At 61.3% G+C, this 17,255-nt stretch carries 17 protein-coding genes; 12 read left to right on the forward strand and 5 right to left on the reverse strand.

All coding sequences use genetic code 11. The features are described from left to right. Window positions 1–130 precede the first annotated feature (130 nt). The 6 genes from gltX (at window position 131) to AB4874_RS03240 (ending at window position 5,864) form a co-directional block, all read left to right on the forward strand. Window positions 131–1,546 (forward strand): glutamate--tRNA ligase, encoded by a 1,416-nt coding sequence (gene gltX / locus AB4874_RS03215; RefSeq protein WP_368390909.1) that lies wholly within the window; start codon window positions 131–133, stop codon window positions 1,544–1,546. A gap of 80 nt (window positions 1,547–1,626) precedes the next feature. After that, on the forward strand, window positions 1,627–2,922 hold the full coding sequence (gltA, locus tag AB4874_RS03220) for a citrate synthase (protein ID WP_295532943.1): 1,296 nt from the start codon (window positions 1,627–1,629) through the stop codon (window positions 2,920–2,922). Between the two features lie 241 nt (window positions 2,923–3,163). Continuing rightward, the gene (locus tag AB4874_RS03225) at window positions 3,164–3,397 is read left to right on the forward strand and encodes a cytochrome P450 family protein (protein ID WP_368390910.1); all 234 of its coding nucleotides are present in this window, start codon (window positions 3,164–3,166) and stop codon (window positions 3,395–3,397) included. Window positions 3,398–3,676: 279 nt separating this feature from the next. After that, window positions 3,677–3,853, forward strand: a complete 177-nt coding sequence (locus tag AB4874_RS03230; protein WP_368390911.1) for a hypothetical protein — start codon at window positions 3,677–3,679, stop codon at window positions 3,851–3,853. A gap of 191 nt (window positions 3,854–4,044) precedes the next feature. Then, window positions 4,045–4,803 (forward strand): gamma-glutamylcyclotransferase, encoded by a 759-nt coding sequence (locus AB4874_RS03235; RefSeq protein WP_368390912.1) that lies wholly within the window; start codon window positions 4,045–4,047, stop codon window positions 4,801–4,803. Continuing rightward, the gene (locus AB4874_RS03240) at window positions 4,800–5,864 is read left to right on the forward strand and encodes a dipeptidase (RefSeq protein WP_368390913.1); all 1,065 of its coding nucleotides are present in this window, start codon (window positions 4,800–4,802) and stop codon (window positions 5,862–5,864) included. The genes AB4874_RS03235 and AB4874_RS03240 overlap by 4 nt, the downstream gene beginning before the upstream one ends. 55 nt (window positions 5,865–5,919) lie before the next feature. Here the strand turns inward: AB4874_RS03240 and purD are convergent, their stop codons facing one another. After that, entirely contained in the window at window positions 5,920–7,182 is a 1,263-nt protein-coding gene (gene purD / locus AB4874_RS03245) for a phosphoribosylamine--glycine ligase (RefSeq protein ID WP_368390914.1), read from the reverse strand. A gap of 68 nt (window positions 7,183–7,250) precedes the next feature. On the opposite strand from purD, the gene xseA reads away from it, so the two are divergent. Beyond that, the gene (gene xseA, locus AB4874_RS03250) at window positions 7,251–8,846 is read left to right on the forward strand and encodes an exodeoxyribonuclease VII large subunit (protein ID WP_368390915.1); all 1,596 of its coding nucleotides are present in this window, start codon (window positions 7,251–7,253) and stop codon (window positions 8,844–8,846) included. Here the strand turns inward: xseA and AB4874_RS03255 are convergent. Further along, window positions 8,843–9,259, reverse strand: coding sequence for a hypothetical protein (locus AB4874_RS03255; RefSeq protein WP_368390916.1), 417 nt, complete (start codon window positions 9,257–9,259; stop codon window positions 8,843–8,845). The genes xseA and AB4874_RS03255 overlap by 4 nt on opposite strands. Before the next feature lie 52 nt (window positions 9,260–9,311). Further along, complete coding sequence (locus AB4874_RS03260) at window positions 9,312–10,523, reverse strand: alkane 1-monooxygenase (protein ID WP_368390917.1); 1,212 nt, start codon at window positions 10,521–10,523, stop codon at window positions 9,312–9,314. A 105-nt stretch (window positions 10,524–10,628) separates the two neighbouring features. Here AB4874_RS03260 and AB4874_RS03265 point away from each other — a divergent pair, with 105 nt between their 5' ends. The 4 genes from AB4874_RS03265 (at window position 10,629) to AB4874_RS03280 (ending at window position 14,210) form a co-directional block, all read left to right on the forward strand. After that, entirely contained in the window at window positions 10,629–11,288 is a 660-nt protein-coding gene (locus AB4874_RS03265) for a lysoplasmalogenase (protein WP_368390918.1), read from the forward strand. A 27-nt stretch (window positions 11,289–11,315) separates the two neighbouring features. Next, window positions 11,316–12,503, forward strand: a complete 1,188-nt coding sequence (gene ftsY / locus AB4874_RS03270; protein WP_368390919.1) for a signal recognition particle-docking protein FtsY — start codon at window positions 11,316–11,318, stop codon at window positions 12,501–12,503. A 177-nt stretch (window positions 12,504–12,680) separates the two neighbouring features. After that, window positions 12,681–13,583 (forward strand): EamA family transporter, encoded by a 903-nt coding sequence (locus AB4874_RS03275; protein WP_295532952.1) that lies wholly within the window; start codon window positions 12,681–12,683, stop codon window positions 13,581–13,583. Between the two features lie 6 nt (window positions 13,584–13,589). Beyond that, window positions 13,590–14,210, forward strand: coding sequence for an inner membrane-spanning protein YciB (locus AB4874_RS03280; protein ID WP_368390920.1), 621 nt, complete (start codon window positions 13,590–13,592; stop codon window positions 14,208–14,210). Between the two features lie 16 nt (window positions 14,211–14,226). On the opposite strand, the gene AB4874_RS03285 is transcribed toward AB4874_RS03280, so the two are convergent. Together AB4874_RS03285 and AB4874_RS03290 are read right to left on the reverse strand one after the other, a co-directional pair. Continuing rightward, complete coding sequence (locus AB4874_RS03285; RefSeq protein WP_368390921.1) at window positions 14,227–14,916, reverse strand: glutathione S-transferase N-terminal domain-containing protein; 690 nt, start codon at window positions 14,914–14,916, stop codon at window positions 14,227–14,229. A gap of 31 nt (window positions 14,917–14,947) precedes the next feature. Beyond that, window positions 14,948–15,865 (reverse strand): alpha/beta hydrolase, encoded by a 918-nt coding sequence (locus AB4874_RS03290; RefSeq protein WP_295532955.1) that lies wholly within the window; start codon window positions 15,863–15,865, stop codon window positions 14,948–14,950. A 197-nt stretch (window positions 15,866–16,062) separates the two neighbouring features. On the opposite strand from AB4874_RS03290, the gene AB4874_RS03295 reads away from it, so the two are divergent. Then, window positions 16,063–17,238: an aminotransferase class V-fold PLP-dependent enzyme gene (locus AB4874_RS03295; RefSeq protein WP_368390922.1), complete on the forward strand. Its 1,176-nt coding sequence runs from the start codon at window positions 16,063–16,065 to the stop codon at window positions 17,236–17,238. The last annotated feature ends 17 nt before the right edge of the window (window positions 17,239–17,255 follow it).

A 17,255-nucleotide genomic window follows, 5' to 3' on the forward strand; every position in this document is an offset into this window, starting at 1 on the left:
CGATCCCTTGCCAAGCCACGCTTGTCTTGCGCCCCGTCCCTGCTTATGCATCCAACCGAGAAAGCCTAAGCGCTTTATGGTTTCCAAAACGTTAACGCGCGCCCGAAGCCGCGCGGTAGAAAGGCCCCAGATGTCGGATCAGCTCTCCCCCTCGCAGATCGTCACCCGCTTTGCCCCCTCGCCCACTGGCTATCTGCATATCGGCGGGGCGCGCACGGCATTGTTCAACTGGCTGTTTGCGCGCGGCCATGGCGGAAAATTCCTGCTGCGCATCGAGGACACGGATCGCGAACGCTCTACCCCCGAGGCGACAGCGGCGATTCTGCAGGGGCTCGATTGGCTGGGGCTGGATTACGACGGGGAGGTGGTCAGCCAAGCTGCAGGCGTTGCGCGTCATGCCGAGGTGGCCCATGAGATACTTGCCACCGGTCGGGCCTATAAATGCTTTGCCAGCCAGGAAGAAATTGCCGAATTTCGGGACACCGCGCGGGCCGAGGGACGTTCAACCCTGTATCAAAGCCCTTGGCGCGACGCCGATCCCGCCACTTACCCCGACGCGCCTTTCGTGATCCGCCTCAAGGCCCCGCGTGAGGGCGCCACGGTGATCAAGGATGCCGTGCAAGGCGATGTCACGATCCGCAATGATCAGCTTGATGACATGATTTGTTTACGTTCCGATGGCACACCCACCTACATGTTGGCCGTCGTCGTGGATGATCATGATATGGGCGTGACCCATGTGATCCGGGGGGATGACCACCTGACCAATGCCGCACGCCAAATTCAAGTCTATCAGGCAATGGGCTGGGACGTGCCCGTTTTCGCCCATATTCCATTGATCCACGGCCCCGATGGCAAGAAGCTGTCCAAGCGCCACGGCGCGGTGGGCTTGGAGCAGTATCAAGCAATGGGCTACCCGGCATCCGGCATGCGCAACTACCTCGCGCGGCTCGGCTGGAGCCATGGCGATGACGAATTTTTCAGCGACGAACAGGCCAAGCAATGGTTCGGTCTGGGCGGGATCGGCAAGTCGCCCTCACGGCTGGATTTCAAGAAGCTTGAGAATATTTGCGGTCAACACATCGCGATCTCGCCGGATGCCCAATTACTAAGCGAAATCGACAGCTATCTCGCAGCCGCAGAAAAAAAATCCCTCGACCCGACGCAGCGTGAGGCGCTGTTGGCAGCCTTGCCCGTCGTCAAGGGAAGCGCGAAAATCCTGCCGCAACTTCTTGAAAAGGCTCATTTTGCGCTGACATCCCGGCCGATCGAGGTTGAGGAGAAAGCCGCGAAAGCGCTTGATGATGTATCCCGTGGTATACTGAGAGAATTGACCTTCGTGCTGCAACGCGCTAATTGGTCGCGGGAAGAACTGGAGGCAGCCGTTGGAGAAGTCGCCAGCGCCCACGGGCTTGGTCTGGGAAAGATCGCAGCCCCGATGCGCGCAGCCCTCGCCGGACGTGCCGCCACCCCCAGCGTATTCGAGATGATGCTTGTTCTTGGCCAAGAGGAAACCTTGGCGAGACTAAGCGACAAGGCGGCCTGAGGCCTGGCCGCCCTATCCGGGCCGATACCCGGACGCCTCAGACCGGCGCGGCCCAGCCGGACGATTGAAAGGGAAGATACATGGCTGAGACCTCAAAGACTGCCACGCTAACGCTGCATGGGGAGACCTATGAACTGCCAGTGTTGTCGCCCTCTGCCGGCCCGGACGTGGTCGACATTCGCAAGCTTTATGCGCAAGCTGACGTGTTCACCTATGACCCCGGCTTCACCTCGACCGCCTCGTGCGAAAGCTCGATCACCTTTATCGACGGTGACAAGGGCGAACTGCTGTATCGTGGCTATCCGATCGACCAACTTGCCGAGAAATCGCATTATCTTGAGGTCTGCTATCTGCTTTTGAACGGCGAATTGCCCAACAAAACCGAGCTTGAAGATTTCGAATATCGCATCACCCGCCACACGATGGTGCACGAGCAGATGCACAATTTCTTCCGCGGGTTCCGTCGTGACAGCCACCCGATGGCGACGATGGTGGGCGTGGTTGGCGCGATGTCGGCCTTCTACCACGACAGCCTTGATATCAACGATCCGTGGCAGCGCGAAGTGGCCTCGATGCGCCTGATCGCAAAACTGCCGACGATCGCCGCAATGGCGTATAAGTATTCGATCGGTCAGCCCTTCGTCTATCCGCGCAACGATCTGGGCTATGCTGAGAACTTCCTCAACATGTGTTTCTCGGTGCCTGCCGAGCCTTACAAAGTTGAACCGGCGCTGGCCAAGGCGATGGACCGGATCTTTACGCTGCATGCCGATCACGAGCAGAACGCCTCGACCTCGACCGTGCGTCTAGCCGGGTCTTCGGGCGCCAACCCGTTTGCCTGTATCGCCGCCGGTATCGCCTGTCTTTGGGGGCCCGCACATGGCGGCGCAAACCAAGCGTGCCTTGAAATGCTGCGCGAAATCGGCACCGTGGATAAAATCCCGGAATATATCGCACGCGCCAAGGACAAGGATGATCCCTTCCGTCTGATGGGCTTTGGTCACCGGGTGTATAAAAACTTCGACCCGCGCGCCAAAGTCATGAAGGAAAGCGCTGACGAGGTGCTTGATCTGCTGGGCGTGCATGATAACGAGACGCTTCAGGTTGCCAAAGAACTGGAACGGATCGCGCTGGAAGATCCCTATTTCGTTGAGAAAAAGCTCTATCCCAACGTCGATTTCTACTCGGGGATTATCCTCGAGGCGATGGGCTTCCCGACCTCGATGTTCACCCCGATCTTCGCGCTGTCGCGCACCGTCGGCTGGATCTCGCAGTGGAAAGAGATGATCGAGGATCCGACCAACAAAATCGGTCGCCCGCGTCAGCTTTATACCGGCGCGACGACGCGTGATTATGTGGACGTGTCCAAGCGCTAAGCCGTTGTGACAGGATTTGACGGGCCGAGGGGGAAACCTTCGGCCCGTTTTGCATGTCCAGCGCGAAAGGTCCCATCGCACCGCCCATGCGCATCGTTGCCTTGCGGGCCACCGATGTCACGCAACGGACGAGTGATCCGAGGTTGATGCTGCTGTCAAGCGGCGCCGCATATCAGCGCCTGCGCGATCCTTTCACCAAGGCCCTTCGCTCCCCCCGTCTATACGCACCAAGCGCGATCAGGTGCTTGCCGTTGCAGACCATGTGGTCGCCGATCTTCCGCGCGGCGAGGCGTTCGATTGTCTCGACCTGTATGCATCGCGCTTGCCCGCCAAGATAGTTACCACCGTGCTTGGGCTTCTCCTTAATGAAAGCCGCTGGTTTGCCCAACAGTCCAATGCGCCGAACCGTTGTCTGAGAATCCTCTATGACCTGACGAGTCACGACGAATTTGAGGCCGCGGCAGAAGCACTGTAGCACTTCACCGAGCAGGCCCTTTAGCGGCGGGCGTGCATCGTTGTCTTGGCGAAATGCTGGGGTTCGGTGGCCTTCGCAGATCGACGCCGATGATCGCACGCATTCCCTGACACAGCGCGCCGCTCTTAAAGCGGAGCGTTTCACGCAAGGTTCGCGGCACCGCGAGACACTCGGGCGATCCGTCACATCAAAGACCGACCAAGCCGCCCCTTTGGCGCGTGCCCACCCTCGGCAGATGATGCGTGACAAGAACAGGGCGGATCAGGTAGGTTTATGTCCATGAAACATGTCCCTAAAGAAACCACGGATGATGCGCTTATTCAGGAATTCCTGAACAAGGGCGGTGAGGTCAAGATTGGCAAAACCAAACCCCTTCCAAACGAATTGGGTTTGAGCAACAACGCCTGGAACAACAAACTCACCAAAGAAGAAAAGTCCGCGCGCAACAAGAAATGATGGCGCTTGAGTGCATCCGATTTTCCTGCGTGTGAGGCCTGCCTCGCACGCGCGCAAATCCCTGTGCGCAAGCGGATTGTCGGTCGCTCCGCCTGCGCGGCAGGCGGGCCCAGACGGCAAAACAGGGATCCGGCATCGCGATCTGCATAAATCTGAGGGATGGGCGCGGCAGCAGAAAAAGGAGCCGACCCGTGGACCTCAAGACTGATCCCTTCGCCCACCATCCCGAATTGCGTGGCAAGATCGCGGACCCGCTGACTTCGTTCTTTCGCGATTTCAGCGTCGACTCCGTGCTCAAAATGCATCCCGAACTGGCGAGCGTTATGGAATGGGTTTATTCCAACGAGGCCCGCGAAGATACACGCCGACACTGCCTTGCAGATCGCGGCCCCGATGATCTTTGGGTCTTCGCCTATGGTTCGCTGATGTGGGATCCGGCGCTGAGCTTTAGTGATGTGCGCCGCGCCTATGTACCAGATTTCGCCCGGCGGTTTATCTTGGTCGACGACAATGGCGGGCGGGGCACAAAGGACAGCCCCGGGCTGATGGCGGCACTGGATCAGGGCGATGGCTGCGCGGGGCTGGTCTTTCGCATCTCCGCCCAAGACGTGGAGCGCGAAACGGAAATCTTATGGCGTCGCGAAATGATTGGGCCGGGGTATTTGCCCGTTTTCGTCACCGCGCAGATCGACGGCAAACCCGGGCGCGCGCTGACCTTCGTGGCCGATCATTGCGCCGATGTGATCGACGCCGATCTGAGCCGCTCCGATCAAGTCCGCCTTATCGCGCATGGCGCGGGCTTTCTTGGCACGAGCAAAGCCTATCTGGAAAACATCGTCACCCAGTTCGCGCATCTTGGCATCGTCGACGCAGATTGCTCTGCCCTGCTGCAAGAGGTCGAGGCTTTTTTAATCTCACAAAACGTCCCTGTCGCAAGGACACAACCATGACCGACCTGATCCCCTTTTTCGATGGGCATAACGATTTCTTGCTGCGCCTGATGATGTCGCCAGCGCCGCGCGAAGAGACGTGGCTCGGCTCGGGCGGCAAGGGGCATCTTGACCTCAAGCGCATGAAAGCGGGCGGGTTTGCGGGGGGGCTGTTTGCGATTTTCGTGCCACCGCAATCCAAAGGTCCCCCGCCCGATTTCGGGGCTTTGATGGCCAATCCTCCCTATGACTTGCCGATGCCGCCTCTGATGACCCATGATGTGGCCCAGCCGATTGCGCTCAGGATGGCGGGTTTACTGCAGTGGATGGAACGCGCCGCACCGCAAGATTTCAAGCTGTGCCGCTCGATGTCAGATATCGCGGCGGCGATGGCGCAGGATGTGATCGCAGGCGTGATGCACATGGAAGGCGCCGAGGCGATCGGCCCCGATCTTGATGCGCTTTATCTGTTTCATGACATCGGGTTGCGCTCGCTTGGGCCGGTCTGGAGCCGCCCGACGATCTTTGGCCATGGCGTGCCGATGGCGTTTCCAGGCACGCCCGACATTGGCCCCGGCCTGACGGAAAAGGGCAAAGATCTTGTGCGTCTGTGCAACGATCTGGGCGTTGTGATCGACCTGTCGCACATGAACGAAGCCGGGTTCAACGATGTCGCCGCCCTTTCGAGCGCGCCCCTTGTGGCGAGCCATTCCAACGCTTTCGCGCAGGCGGCCTCACCCCGCAATCTGACCGATCGCCAGTTGCACCAAATCCGCGACAGCGGTGGGCTGGTGGGGTTCAATTACGCGACCTTCTATCTCAACGCCGATGGTCGGGCCCGCACGGACATGGGATGGGACGTATTGCTGCGCCATATGGATTATCTGATCGCGCAGCTTGGCGAAGACCATGTCGCCCTTGGCTCAGACTTTGACGGTTGCATCATTCCCGATCTGATCGGTGATGTGACCGGCGTGCAGGCGTTTTTGTCAGAGTTGTCGCGCCATGGCTATGATGCAGAGCTGCTGTTCAAGCTGGCACGCGGCAACTGGCTGTCGTGCCTCGGGCGCATATTGCATTAACGCACTCCAACCAGACCGAAGGGTCGGAATTTGGGCCTGACCCCGCGTGGCTATCTTATAGCGCGCGCCAGCCAATATCGCGGCGCACAAAGCCCTCGGGCCAGTCAATCGCATCGACCATCGCGTAAGCCCGATCGCGCGCCTCTTGCAGGCTGGTCCCGCGTGCGGTGACGTTCAAAACCCGCCCGCCATTGGCCAGAATTTGCCCGTCTTTGCTGCTGGTGCCCGCGTGAAACACCATGTGAAAGCTGTCCCCGGGCAAGGCGTCAAGCCCGCTGATCTCAGAGCCTTTCTGATACGCGCCGGGATAGCCCTGCGCGGCCATCACCACCGTGATCGCGTGATCGGGGGCCCATTGCGCGCGCATCTCTCCCAGCCGCCCCTCGGCGCAAGCCAGCAGCAAATCAAGCACTTGCGCGCCAAGGCGCAGCATCAGCACCTGACATTCTGGATCACCAAAACGCACGTTATATTCCACCAGCCGCGGCTGGCCGTCCTTGATCATCAGCCCGGCATACAGCACCCCCTGAAACGGCGTGCCCCGTCGCGCCATCTCGGCCACGGTGGGGCGCACGATTTCGGCCAGCGCCTTTTCTTCGATCTCGGGCGTCAGCACGGGGGCGGGCGAATAGGCGCCCATGCCGCCAGTATTGGGGCCGGTATCGCCCTCGCCGACGCGCTTGTGGTCTTGCGCGCCGCCAATGGGCAAAATGTCGGTGCCATCGCACAGGATGAACAGCGAGGCCTCCTCGCCCTCCATGAATTCCTCGATCACCACCTCGGTGCCCGCATCGCCGAACGCGCCACCGAAAATCTCGTCGATACCGTCCAGCGCCTCATCAAGCGTCATGCCCATGATCACGCCTTTGCCCGCCGCCAGACCATCGGCCTTGATCACGATGGGCGCGCCTTGCTGGCGCACATATTCCTTAGCCACTTGCGCATCGCTAAACCGCGCATAACCCGCCGTCGGTGCGTCGCAAGCATCGCAGATTTCCTTGGTGAAGGCCTTGGAGGCCTCAAGTTTGGCAGCCTCGGCCGAAGGGCCGAAGGTCAGATAGCCCTGATCGCGCAACGCATCGGCGACGCCAGCGGCCAGCGGGGCCTCGGGGCCGATCACGACGAAATCGATCGCATTGGCCTCGCACAGTTCCAGAACGGCCGCTGTGTCACTCGGGTCGATCGCCGCGCAATCGGCGATCTGCGCGATGCCCGCATTGCCCGGCGCGACGATCAGCCGATCGCATTTCGGGTTTTGCTTGATCGCCCAAGCCAGCGCATGTTCGCGCCCGCCGCCGCCCAGAACCAAAATGTTCATCACACGCCCCCTTGGCCTTGCCGTTTGCGCCTTCTAAGCTGGGCGCAAGAGTGAGGCAAGGCTGGCGAATGGACCTTTTGGACGACGAGAGCGGCTCGAACGCGCATGATTACACCGTTTCCGAGATTTCGGGGGCGGTCAAACGCGTGATTGAGGGCGAATTTGGCCGTGTGCGGGTGCGCGGCGAGGTCGGGCGGGTTTCGATGCCGCGCTCGGGGCATATGTATTTCGACCTCAAGGATGATCGCTCGGTGATCGCGGCGGTGTCTTGGAAAGGCCAGGTCGCCAAGATGGCCGTGCGTCCCGAAGAGGGCATGGAGGTGATCGCGACAGGCAAGCTGACCACCTTTCCGGGGCAGTCGAAATATCAGCTGATCGTGGATGAGGTCGAACCCGCCGGGGCGGGCGCGCTGATGGCGATGCTAGAGGCGCGGCGCAAGCAACTGGCGGGCGAAGGGTTGTTTGATGCCGCCCATAAACGCGCGATCCCGTGGTTGCCGCAGGTGATTGGCGTTGTGACCTCGCCCTCTGGGGCAGTAATCCGCGATATTCTACACCGGCTGCGCGAGCGGTTTCCGCGCCATGTGCTGATCTGGCCGGTGGCGGTGCAGGGGCAAGCCTGTGCGCCCGAAGTGGCCCGCGCGATCCGTGGGTTTAACGCGATGAAGCCGGGCGGGCCGATCCCGCGACCCGATCTGATCATCGTGGCGCGCGGTGGCGGCTCGATCGAGGATCTCTGGGGGTTCAACGAAGAGGCAGTGGTGCGCGCCGCCTTTGACAGTGAGATTCCGCTGATTTCGGCGGTGGGCCATGAGACCGACACGACGCTGATTGACTATGCCTCGGATCGCCGGGCCCCCACGCCGACGGCAGCCGCCGAGATGGCGGTGCCCGTGCGCGCCGAGCTGGCAAGCTGGCTGGCCGAGGTGCAGGCGCGCATGGGGCGCGCGGCCCGCGGGCGGCTGGAGCAGCGCGATCAACGGCTGCGCGATCTGTCGCGCGGTTTGGGCCGCCCCGAGACGCTAACCCAACCAGCGAGGCAGCGGTTCGATATGTGGGCGGATCGGCTGGGGCCTGCGCTGCGCACGCTGGTGCTGCGCAAGGGCACGCGGTTTGCCCCACTATCGGCGCGGATCGAGCCGCGCCTTCTGCGTCAGTTCATGGCAAATGAATCGCGCCGCTTGGAGGGGTTTGCGGGCCGCTTGCGTCCCGCCCCGGGCGCGCGACTGCGCCGCGCGCAAAGTGATCTGGATATGTTGGCGCGTCGATTGCAGGCAGCAAATGCGCGGATGATAACCGAAGCGCAGCGCCGCAATCGCGAGGGGGGCGCGCAACTGACGGCCCTTGCTGCCCGGCTTGATCGTTTGCCGCAAGCAAAGATCGAAGCGCTGCGCGAGCGGCTGGATCGGCTGGACCGGATGCGCCAGACGCTGGGCTATACCGAGACGCTAAAGCGCGGCTATGCCGTGGTGCGTGGACCGGACGGCGTAGTGACCAGCGCAGAGGTTGCAGGCAAACAACCCGGCCTTGAGATTGAATTCTCCGATGGCCGCCTGGCGGTCATTCCCGGCGGGGGAGGCACATCAGCGTCGCCCGCCAAGCCCAAGCCCAAGCCGACCAAGAAGAAATCCGATCCGGGCGCCGATCAAGGCAGCCTGTTCTAAACGCCCAGATCGGGCCCCTGACAGCTTAGCGGATCATGGCTTTCGCTGAGACTGATGAGCGGCGCGCCCGAGGTATCGCCCTTGAATTTAGCAACCAACCCCTGCGGGCTGTCGTAAAAGGTCCAGCATTGCAGCGGCACGAAGTCACCGTAATCAAAGCAGATATATTCATCGCTTTGAAACCAGTCGCCTTCCTTGCATTCGCTTTGCGTAAAAGCCCAGATAACCTTGTGGCCGGGTTTATATTGCTCGGTCCCGTAGGGCTGGCCCTGCGCGGAATAGGTAATCGTGCGGCCCTGCGTGCGGGCATCAAATTGCTCGGCCGTGAGGGGCGCGCCGAGATCGGCGGGCTGGGCCATCACGGGCAAGGTAGTTAGCGCGGCAAGGCAGGTCAGGACAAGAAATCGGCGCATCGGGACTCCGGGGTCAGATTGCCTCCAGAGTGTCAGATCGCGCAGCCCTTGCCTAGCCTTGAGCGCGCCTCTCAGCGGCCTTCAGCGCGGCCACACGCTTGTCCATCACGCGCCGCCAGAGAGGCGGGATCAGCGCCAGCGCGGCCATCGCGGGCAGGCTGCGCGGCAGAACCGGGCGCTGCGGCGCATCCAGATCGCCCAGACGCAGCGCGGGATATTCGCGCCCCGGATGGGCGTGGTGATCGGAATGGCGCGGCGCATTCAGCATCCACAGCGCGGAGACCGGATGGGGCGCATCCCAGCTATGGCGCAGGCTCACCGGTTCGTAGCTGCCATCGCCCCGGCGCACCCGCTCAAGCCCGTAATGTTGCACATAATCCGACAGCAGCAGCTGCAACTGCGCATAAAGGCACAAAAACAGATAGGCGAGCACTCCGCGCAGCCCAAAGATCCCCCCAAACAGCAGCACAAACCACAGCGCGCCCAGAACATAAGACGGGTAAGGGCCGAGCGCTGCGATACGCGCGCGCAGCCGCTTGCGCCAATCAGCGCCCTCCGGCAAGGTCCGCCGCTGCGCCAGATTGCGCTCCATCTCTAGCCCCGCAACGAAGCTGCCACTCCAGGCGCGCGGCACGAAAGACCAAAACCCCTCACCCGGCTGGGCGGAATTTGGATCATCTGGCGTAGCGACAAAGCGGTGATGCACATGGCGATGGGCCGAGCTGTGATGACCGTATAGCAGCGAAATATAAACCCATTTCCCGAGCGCAAACAGACGCTTGTCGCGGCGGTGGATCAACTCATGGGCGTTGGAATTGGACACTTGCCCGAAGAACAACCCATAGGCCAGCAACACCGCGACCCAAGACGGACCTTCCAGCAAGGTATGGCCCGACAGCGCCGCAACCCCAAGGATCAACAGAACGAAATGCGCGCCCGCCAAGGCGATCGACAGCGTATCAGCGGCGGGAAATTCGGATCCCTCGGGCGCATCGGGGGCGGCGCGCGCGACGATCTCATCAAGCGCGAAAATGAACAACGCAATCCAGATCAGCGCCAGCCACGCCGGCCAGCCGCCAAAAACACCCGCCCAAATCAACAGCGGTACCGGCGCGAAGGTGACGATGGCAAAGGTATCGACCTCGGGGGTGGCATTGGTGAGATCAAACAGCGTCGCCAACGGTCCGGGCAAGCGATCGCGCCAGCGCGGACGCTCTTCAGGGATCACCTCAAGATTTTTTTGCAAATCAGGCTCTTGCGTCATGTTCGCCTCTGCTCTGCCTCTGCGTTTTCTCGTCATCTTAACGCCGATTTCGACCATTTTACGGCAAGACTTGCAGGGGCGTAAAAAATCTGTCCCTGTAGCGCGATGACCATAATCCTTCTTTTGCCGTTTGCCACAGCCCTGATGCTGGCCGTGATCTATCTGATCTCCTTCGCGGGAGCTACGCCAAGCTGGCGCAAAACCGCGATCAAGACCAGCGCGGTTGCCTGTCTGGTGCCGCTGGCGCTGATGTTGCATATGCCCGGCTGGATCGTGATCGGGCTGGCGCTGGGGGCGGTGGGGGATTTTGCGCTTTCGCGCCCCGGACAAGGCGCGTTTCTTGCGGGAATGGTGGCCTTTGCGGCTGGGCATCTGGCCTATCTGGTGGCGTTTATCGGGCTTGGCGCGCAGTGGCCCAACTGGCCCGCGACAGCAGTGATGGTCATGCTTGCCGGTGCAGTCGAGATTTGGGTCGTGCCCCATACCGGCGCGCTGCGTTGGCCGGTGCGCGGCTATATTCTGGTAATCGTTGCGATGGCGATTGCGGCGATGGGGCTGCCACCCGAGGCGACGGCGCTGTCATTGGGTGTAGTGCTTTTCGTGACGTCGGATGCAATCCTGTCAGTCGAGACATTTGTGATGCAAGAGGGCGCGCGCAAGCGTCTGGCCTCGCGCGCGCTTTGGCTGTTTTACTGGTCGGGACAGGCGCTGATTGCAATCGGGCTGGCATTGGCCCCTCTTTTCACCGGGCCTGCGATGAATTAGGTGGAAAGCAACGAAAGGCCTGCCACGATGTCGTTTTTCAAAAAGCTCAAATCCCGCCTGACGCGATCCTCCTCCCAGCTTGAACAAGGGCTGGAAGATATCGTGGCTGAAAATGCCGCCGAGGAAGAGGCGACCGCGTCCCCCTCAGACCCCGAGGCGACCCGCCCACAGGCGTCTGAAACCGAAAACCTGCCCGATCCGACCTTTCCCGCGCCGGGCTATGTGCCAGCGCCCGTGACCGAACCGGTTCAAGACAAGAATGCGCAGATCGCCAAAGCGCCACTTGATATTGAACCCGCCCCCGCGCGTCCTGATCCGAGCCCGAAAAAACCGGGGCTATTGGGGCGCATTTTTGGCGCTGAGCCGACAGTCGATGCGCCACGCCGGGTGCTTGACGATGCGATGTTGGAAAGCCTTGAAGAGTTGCTGATCACCTCGGATATGGGCGTTGATACGGCGTTGCGCGTCACGGCCAACCTCGCCGAGGGGCGGATGGGGCGCAAGCTGTCCGTGCCTGAGATCAAGGGCCTTCTGGCCGCCGAGATCGCGCGCATCATGGAGCCGGTGGCCAAACCGCTACCGATCTATCCCAAAAAACCGCAGGTCGTACTGGTAGTTGGCGTCAATGGCTCGGGCAAGACCACGACGATCGGCAAGCTGGCCTCGCAATTTCGCGCCGCCGGCAAACAGGTGGTAATCGCGGCGGGCGATACGTTTCGCGCCGCGGCGGTTGAACAGTTGCAAGTCTGGGGAGAGCGCGCGGGCGTGCCGGTGCTGACCGCGCCCGAAGGATCTGACCCCGCATCCCTTGCTTTTGACGCGATGAAAAAGGCCGAAGAAGACGGCGCCGATCTGCTGATGATCGACACCGCCGGACGGCTGCAAAACCGCGCGGATCTGATGGAGGAACTGGCCAAAATCGTGCGCGTGATCCGCAAGCGCGATCCAAGCGCGCCCCATAATACGATCCTCGTTCTGGATGCGACGACGGGACAAAACGCACTGCAGCAAGTCGATGTGTTTCGCAAGATTTCGGATGTGTCAGGCCTTGTCATGACCAAGCTCGACGGCACCGCCAAGGGCGGCGTGCTGGTGGCTTTGGCGGATCGGTTTGGCCTGCCCATCCATGCCATCGGGGTGGGCGAGCAGATCGACGATCTTGCACCCTTCGATCCCGAAGAGTTCGCTCAGGCACTGGTTGGGCTGGAACGCTGATATCTTGAAAAAAGGGGCGCTGCCCCTCGGGCTACGCCCTCACCCCGGGATATTTGGGTCAAGAGGAAGAGAGGACTCTTGCCTTCCTCTTGACCCAAATATCCCGGGGGTGAATGGCCGACTGGCCAGAGGGGGCAGCGCCCCCTCCCCTGACGCGATGACGATAAGGACGCTGCTGTGAGCGATTGGATCATTTCCGTTTCTGGCACCGAGACGGGCCGCCATCTAGCGCTGGGATTGGCGCTGCTTGCCGCGTTTTTACACGCCTTGTTTGGCGCGCTACAAAAGGGGCGCCATGACCCGTGGCTTAGTCGGGCGGCGATTGACGCAAGCTATGGGATTATCGCGGCTCCCTTCGCGCTGTTCGTGGTGCCGTGGCCCGAGCCCTATATGTGGGCGATTTTCGCCACCGTTTTCGTGATCCATGTCTGCTACAAGTTGTTGCAGGCGATGACCTATTCGCGCGGGGCCTATACGGTGGTCTATCCTGTGGTGCGCGGCACTGCGCCGCTTTTCGCGGTGATCGGGGCCGGGATTGTGTTTGGCGAGCATTTCACACTGGGCCAATGGGCGGGTGTGGGCGTGTTGTTGGCCGGGATCTACGGCTTGGCGCTTTATAATCTGCGCACGATCACACTGGACCGTGAAACGATGGTGCCCGCGCTCGGCCTTGCGATTGCGACCGGGGCCTTCGTGGCGCTTTACACCACCTATGACGCCTATGGTATTCGCGCGACGGCCGATCCTTTTACCTTTCTGGCGTGGTTTTTCTTTATCGACGGTTGGTTCATGCCGATCTTTACCGCGCGGCGCTGGCGCAAGATGCCCGGTAGCGAAATCGTGCCTTTGCTGAAAAGGGGTGTTATTGGCGCGATTGTTGCCTATTTCTCCTTTGGCTCGATCATGCTGGCGACGCGGCTGGACAAGGTCGGCGAGGCGGCGGTGTTGCGTGAGACATCGACGGTGTTTGCGGCCCTGATTGGCTGGCTGGTGCTGGGCGAAAAAGTGGGGCCGCGACGCACGGCGTTGATGGCGCTCATCGCGGTTGGCGCGGTGATTGTGGAAATGGCAGGACGGTAGAAGCAGATGGCAGGCAAAAAGATTTCCCCATGGGTGAAGGGCGCGCTTGATTGGGGTCCGTTGGTGATTTTCTTCATCGCGTTCAATCGCTTGAAGGACGGCCATTATGAGATTTTGGGCCGGGATTATTCCGGCTTCATCCTCGCCACGGCGCTGTTCGTGCCCCTGATCGCGGTCTCGACGCTGATCTTGTGGCGCCTCACGGGCAAGCTATCGGCGATGCAGATTGCAACGCTGGTGCTGGTTCTGATCTTTGGCGGGCTATCGGTCTGGCTCAATGATCCGACCTTTTTCAAGATGAAGCCCACGATCATCTACCTGCTGTTTGCGGGCATCTTGGGCGCGGGTTTGCTGCGCGGCAAAGCGTGGTTGCAGCTTGTCATGGAAGAGGCCCTGCCGATGCAGCACGAGGGCTGGATGATCCTGACCCGCCGCTTCGTTGGGTTGTTTCTGGCGCTGGCGGTGGCCAATGAAATCGTCTGGCGCACGATGTCCGACAGCATCTGGGTTGACTTCAAAACCTTCGGGCTGCCGATCATCCTGATCGGTTTCATCATGGCGCAAGCCAAACTGTTTGAGCGCTACGGCATCGAGAAACCGGAAGAAGACGGCGCGCCCCCGGAATAGGGACGCGCCGCAGCGTTCAGCGTTTGAATAGCACTTTCTGGGCGTCACGGCTGCTATTGTCGCCCCGATTGTCCGCCGCCAAGGCACGACCGGCCTGCACCGCTGGACGCGCACTCAGCTCATCGAGCCAGCGTTTCAGGTTTGGCTTGTCATCAAGCGTTTGCTGCTGACCCTCCCAAAGCGAGGCCCAGCCCCAGGCCGCCATATCCGCAATCGAATAGAAATCGCCCGCTAGGTAGCGGTTTTCGGCGAGACGGCGATCCATCACGCCGTATAGGCGCCCCGTCTCGGTACGGTAGCGATCCTTGGCATAGGGCAGGTCTTGCGGGGGCTCAAGGTTGGGGGCGTATTTCAAGAAATGGTGCGCCTGCCCCGCCATCGGGCCCAGCCCGCCGACCTGCCAGAACAGCCATTCCTCGACCGCGATCTGCTCGCGCACAGTCTCGCCGTAGAACTGCCCTGTTTTGCGCGCGAGATATTGCAGGATCGCGCCGGATTCGAAGATCGAGATCGGCGCGCCATCGGGCCCCTCGCGGTCGATGATCGCCGGCATCCGGTTATTGGGCGAGATCTTGAGAAACTCGGGCTTAAACTGATCGCCCGCGCCAATATTGATCAGATGGGTCTCGTAAGGCAGCCCCATCTCTTCCAGCGCGATAGAGATTTTCCAGCCATTGGGGGTGGGCCAATAGTAAAGGTCGATCATGGAGTTCGCTTTCGCAGATTGTGTCTTTGACTTAATCTGCTCTGTGACCCGCCAAAGGCAAGGGCGCAAGGGCTGTGCGTTGGCGCGCAAACAGGCGCGACCAGCGGGGCGCTTGTACCTGCGGCAGGGCTTGGGCGAGATACGGTAGCGGCAGGCGCTCGGGCGCGCGCAGAACGGCGCGATACAAATCAAACAGCCCGTCGCGCATGTAGCACGAGAAATGGCACACGCGCCGATCCGACAGCGCCACGGGATAACCGATATCGGCCAAAGTCGCGATCACGTCGGGGGCGTCGATTTGCAGATCCACCCAGTTGCGCAAAGGGCGGCTGAGCCCGTTGCCAATACAGCGTTCGCGCCCGCGCCCGACGCCCAATTCCATCAGGAAATCGAACAGATCGTTTTCGCGCGTGGTGACATTGAGCACCTCGCAGGCGCGCCCGGCGGGGCTGGCCATTGCCTCTTCGGCGCGGCTTTGAAATTCCGCTGCTGCGAGCAGCACCATGCGCGAAACGCGCCCCGCATGAAGATAGCGCAGCGCGCGCAACCCGACATGGCAGCCCATCGAATGCCCGATCAGCCCGACGGGTCGGTCCGAAACCTCACTGAGTTGCGTGATCAGACGCGCCAGACGCTGGGCTGCAATTTCGGCCATGTCATAGATGCGCGCCAGCCGCCCCGTCGATTCCCAGCCAAAGCCGATCGCGAGCCCCTCGCCCGGGTTTTGCCCGCCAAAGCCAAGCGCACGCGGCCAGCTGGTGGCGGTGTGCAGGTCAAAGCTGGGCTCAAGCGCAAAGATATGGGAGTGCGGGTCGCGTTTGGGATCGCTGGGCGAGAACCCGTAGCCATGCACCATCACGATGATCGGCGCGCCCTCGGGCAGCGCATTTGCCTGCGCAATCAGGTCGGCGGGCGGGGCGCCTTCAGCGTTGATGTTAAACAGCGGCATCTGGTTCTGTCCGGGCTTATATTGCGGTTTTGTTAGATCGCAACGCGGCATCTGGCGCTGTGGTTCCGCGTGTCGCTGCGGCGAAATCGCCCGTTAACCTGTGCAATCGGTGTTATCTGGCCGGTCCAAAGCGTTGACCCCGCGGATTGAGGGCGCTATCGCAGCGTTGACGCGACCAACCGTCGCAGGAGAGAGCCATGACCGATCGCAAGTTCCGCACAAAGCTCGTTCACGCAGGCATTCGCCGCAGCCAATATGGCGAAATGGCCGAGGCGATGTTTCTCACCCAAGGGTTTGTTTACCCCTCAGCCGAGGCCGCCGAGGCGCGCTTTCTCGATCAGAGCAAGGATGAGTTCATCTATGCGCGCTATGGCAACCCGACCACGCGGATGTTTGAAGATCGCATGGCCGAGATCGAGGGCACACAAGATGCCTTTGCCTGCGCCTCGGGCATGGCTGCGATCAACGGGGCACTGAGCGCGCTGGTAAAGGCGGGCGATCATATCGTCGCGGCGCGCCAGATGTTTGGCTCGTGCCTGCATGTTCTCAAGGTGTTGGAGCGCTTTGGCGTCGCGGTCACGCTGGTCGATGGCACACAGCTGGACGAGTGGCGCGCGGCGATGCGCCCCGAAACGAAGATTTGCTTTTTCGAGAGCGTGTCCAACCCCGGCCTTGAAGTAATTGACATCGCAGGCGTCGCGCAAATCGCCCATGCGGGGGGCGCGGTAGTGGTTGTGGACAACGTCTTTGCCTCGCCCGTGTTTTCCAACGCGGTCAGCTTAGGTGCCGATATCATCGTCTATTCCGCGACCAAGCATATCGATGGCAGCGGACGGGTGCTGGGTGGCGTGGTGCTGGGAACGCAGGACTTCATCCGCGGCCCGCTGGAAACCTATGTCAAACATACCGGCGGCGCGATGAGCCCGTTTCATGCTTGGTTGTTGCTATCGGGCTTGCAGACGCTTGATCTGCGGGTGCGCGCGCAGGCGGTCAATGCGGCAGCGGTGGCGACCGCGGTGGCCGGGCACAAGGCGCTAGCGCGCACGATTTATCCCGGCCTGATCGAGCACCCCCAGCACGCGCTGGCGATGGATCAGATGGGATCGGGCGGCACAATGATCGCGCTCGATCTGGCGGGGGGCAAAGCGGCGGCGTTCCGCTTTCTCAACGCGCTTGAGATCGTGTTGCTGTCCAACAATCTGGGCGATGCGAAATCCATCGCGACCCACCCAGCCACGACGACGCATAAAAACCTTAGCGAGGAAGAACGCGCGGCGATCAATATCACGCCGGGCTTGGTGCGCATTTCGCTTGGAATCGAGGATGGGCGCGATCTCGTGGCAGATATCCGTGGCGCACTTGATGCGGTTTAAGGGGTGATCCATCCGGC

It is taken from the genome of Thioclava arctica (genome assembly GCF_040892615.1).
Classification (GTDB): Bacteria; Pseudomonadota; Alphaproteobacteria; order Rhodobacterales; family Rhodobacteraceae; genus Thioclava; species Thioclava arctica.

What these genes read in the sequence shown, in the direction of transcription:
- AB4874_RS03290 (WP_295532955.1), bottom strand. Translation starts at nt 15,865, where the DNA reads ATGCCGCTGTTTAACATCAACGCTGAAGGCGCCCCGCCCGCCGACCTG.
- AB4874_RS03280 (WP_368390920.1), top strand. Translation starts at nt 13,590, where the DNA reads ATGGCAGGCAAAAAGATTTCCCCATGGGTGAAGGGCGCGCTTGATTGG.
- gltA (WP_295532943.1), top strand. Translation starts at nt 1,627, where the DNA reads ATGGCTGAGACCTCAAAGACTGCCACGCTAACGCTGCATGGGGAGACC.
- ftsY (WP_368390919.1), top strand. Translation starts at nt 11,316, where the DNA reads ATGTCGTTTTTCAAAAAGCTCAAATCCCGCCTGACGCGATCCTCCTCC.
- AB4874_RS03285 (WP_368390921.1), bottom strand. Translation starts at nt 14,916, where the DNA reads ATGATCGACCTTTACTATTGGCCCACCCCCAATGGCTGGAAAATCTCT.
- AB4874_RS03265 (WP_368390918.1), top strand. Translation starts at nt 10,629, where the DNA reads ATGACCATAATCCTTCTTTTGCCGTTTGCCACAGCCCTGATGCTGGCC.
- AB4874_RS03295 (WP_368390922.1), top strand. Translation starts at nt 16,063, where the DNA reads ATGACCGATCGCAAGTTCCGCACAAAGCTCGTTCACGCAGGCATTCGC.
- AB4874_RS03260 (WP_368390917.1), bottom strand. Translation starts at nt 10,523, where the DNA reads ATGACGCAAGAGCCTGATTTGCAAAAAAATCTTGAGGTGATCCCTGAA.
- AB4874_RS03240 (WP_368390913.1), top strand. Translation starts at nt 4,800, where the DNA reads ATGACCGACCTGATCCCCTTTTTCGATGGGCATAACGATTTCTTGCTG.
- xseA (WP_368390915.1), top strand. Translation starts at nt 7,251, where the DNA reads ATGGACCTTTTGGACGACGAGAGCGGCTCGAACGCGCATGATTACACC.
- AB4874_RS03230 (WP_368390911.1), top strand. Translation starts at nt 3,677, where the DNA reads ATGAAACATGTCCCTAAAGAAACCACGGATGATGCGCTTATTCAGGAA.
- gltX (WP_368390909.1), top strand. Translation starts at nt 131, where the DNA reads ATGTCGGATCAGCTCTCCCCCTCGCAGATCGTCACCCGCTTTGCCCCC.
- AB4874_RS03255 (WP_368390916.1), bottom strand. Translation starts at nt 9,259, where the DNA reads ATGCGCCGATTTCTTGTCCTGACCTGCCTTGCCGCGCTAACTACCTTG.
- purD (WP_368390914.1), bottom strand. Translation starts at nt 7,182, where the DNA reads ATGAACATTTTGGTTCTGGGCGGCGGCGGGCGCGAACATGCGCTGGCT.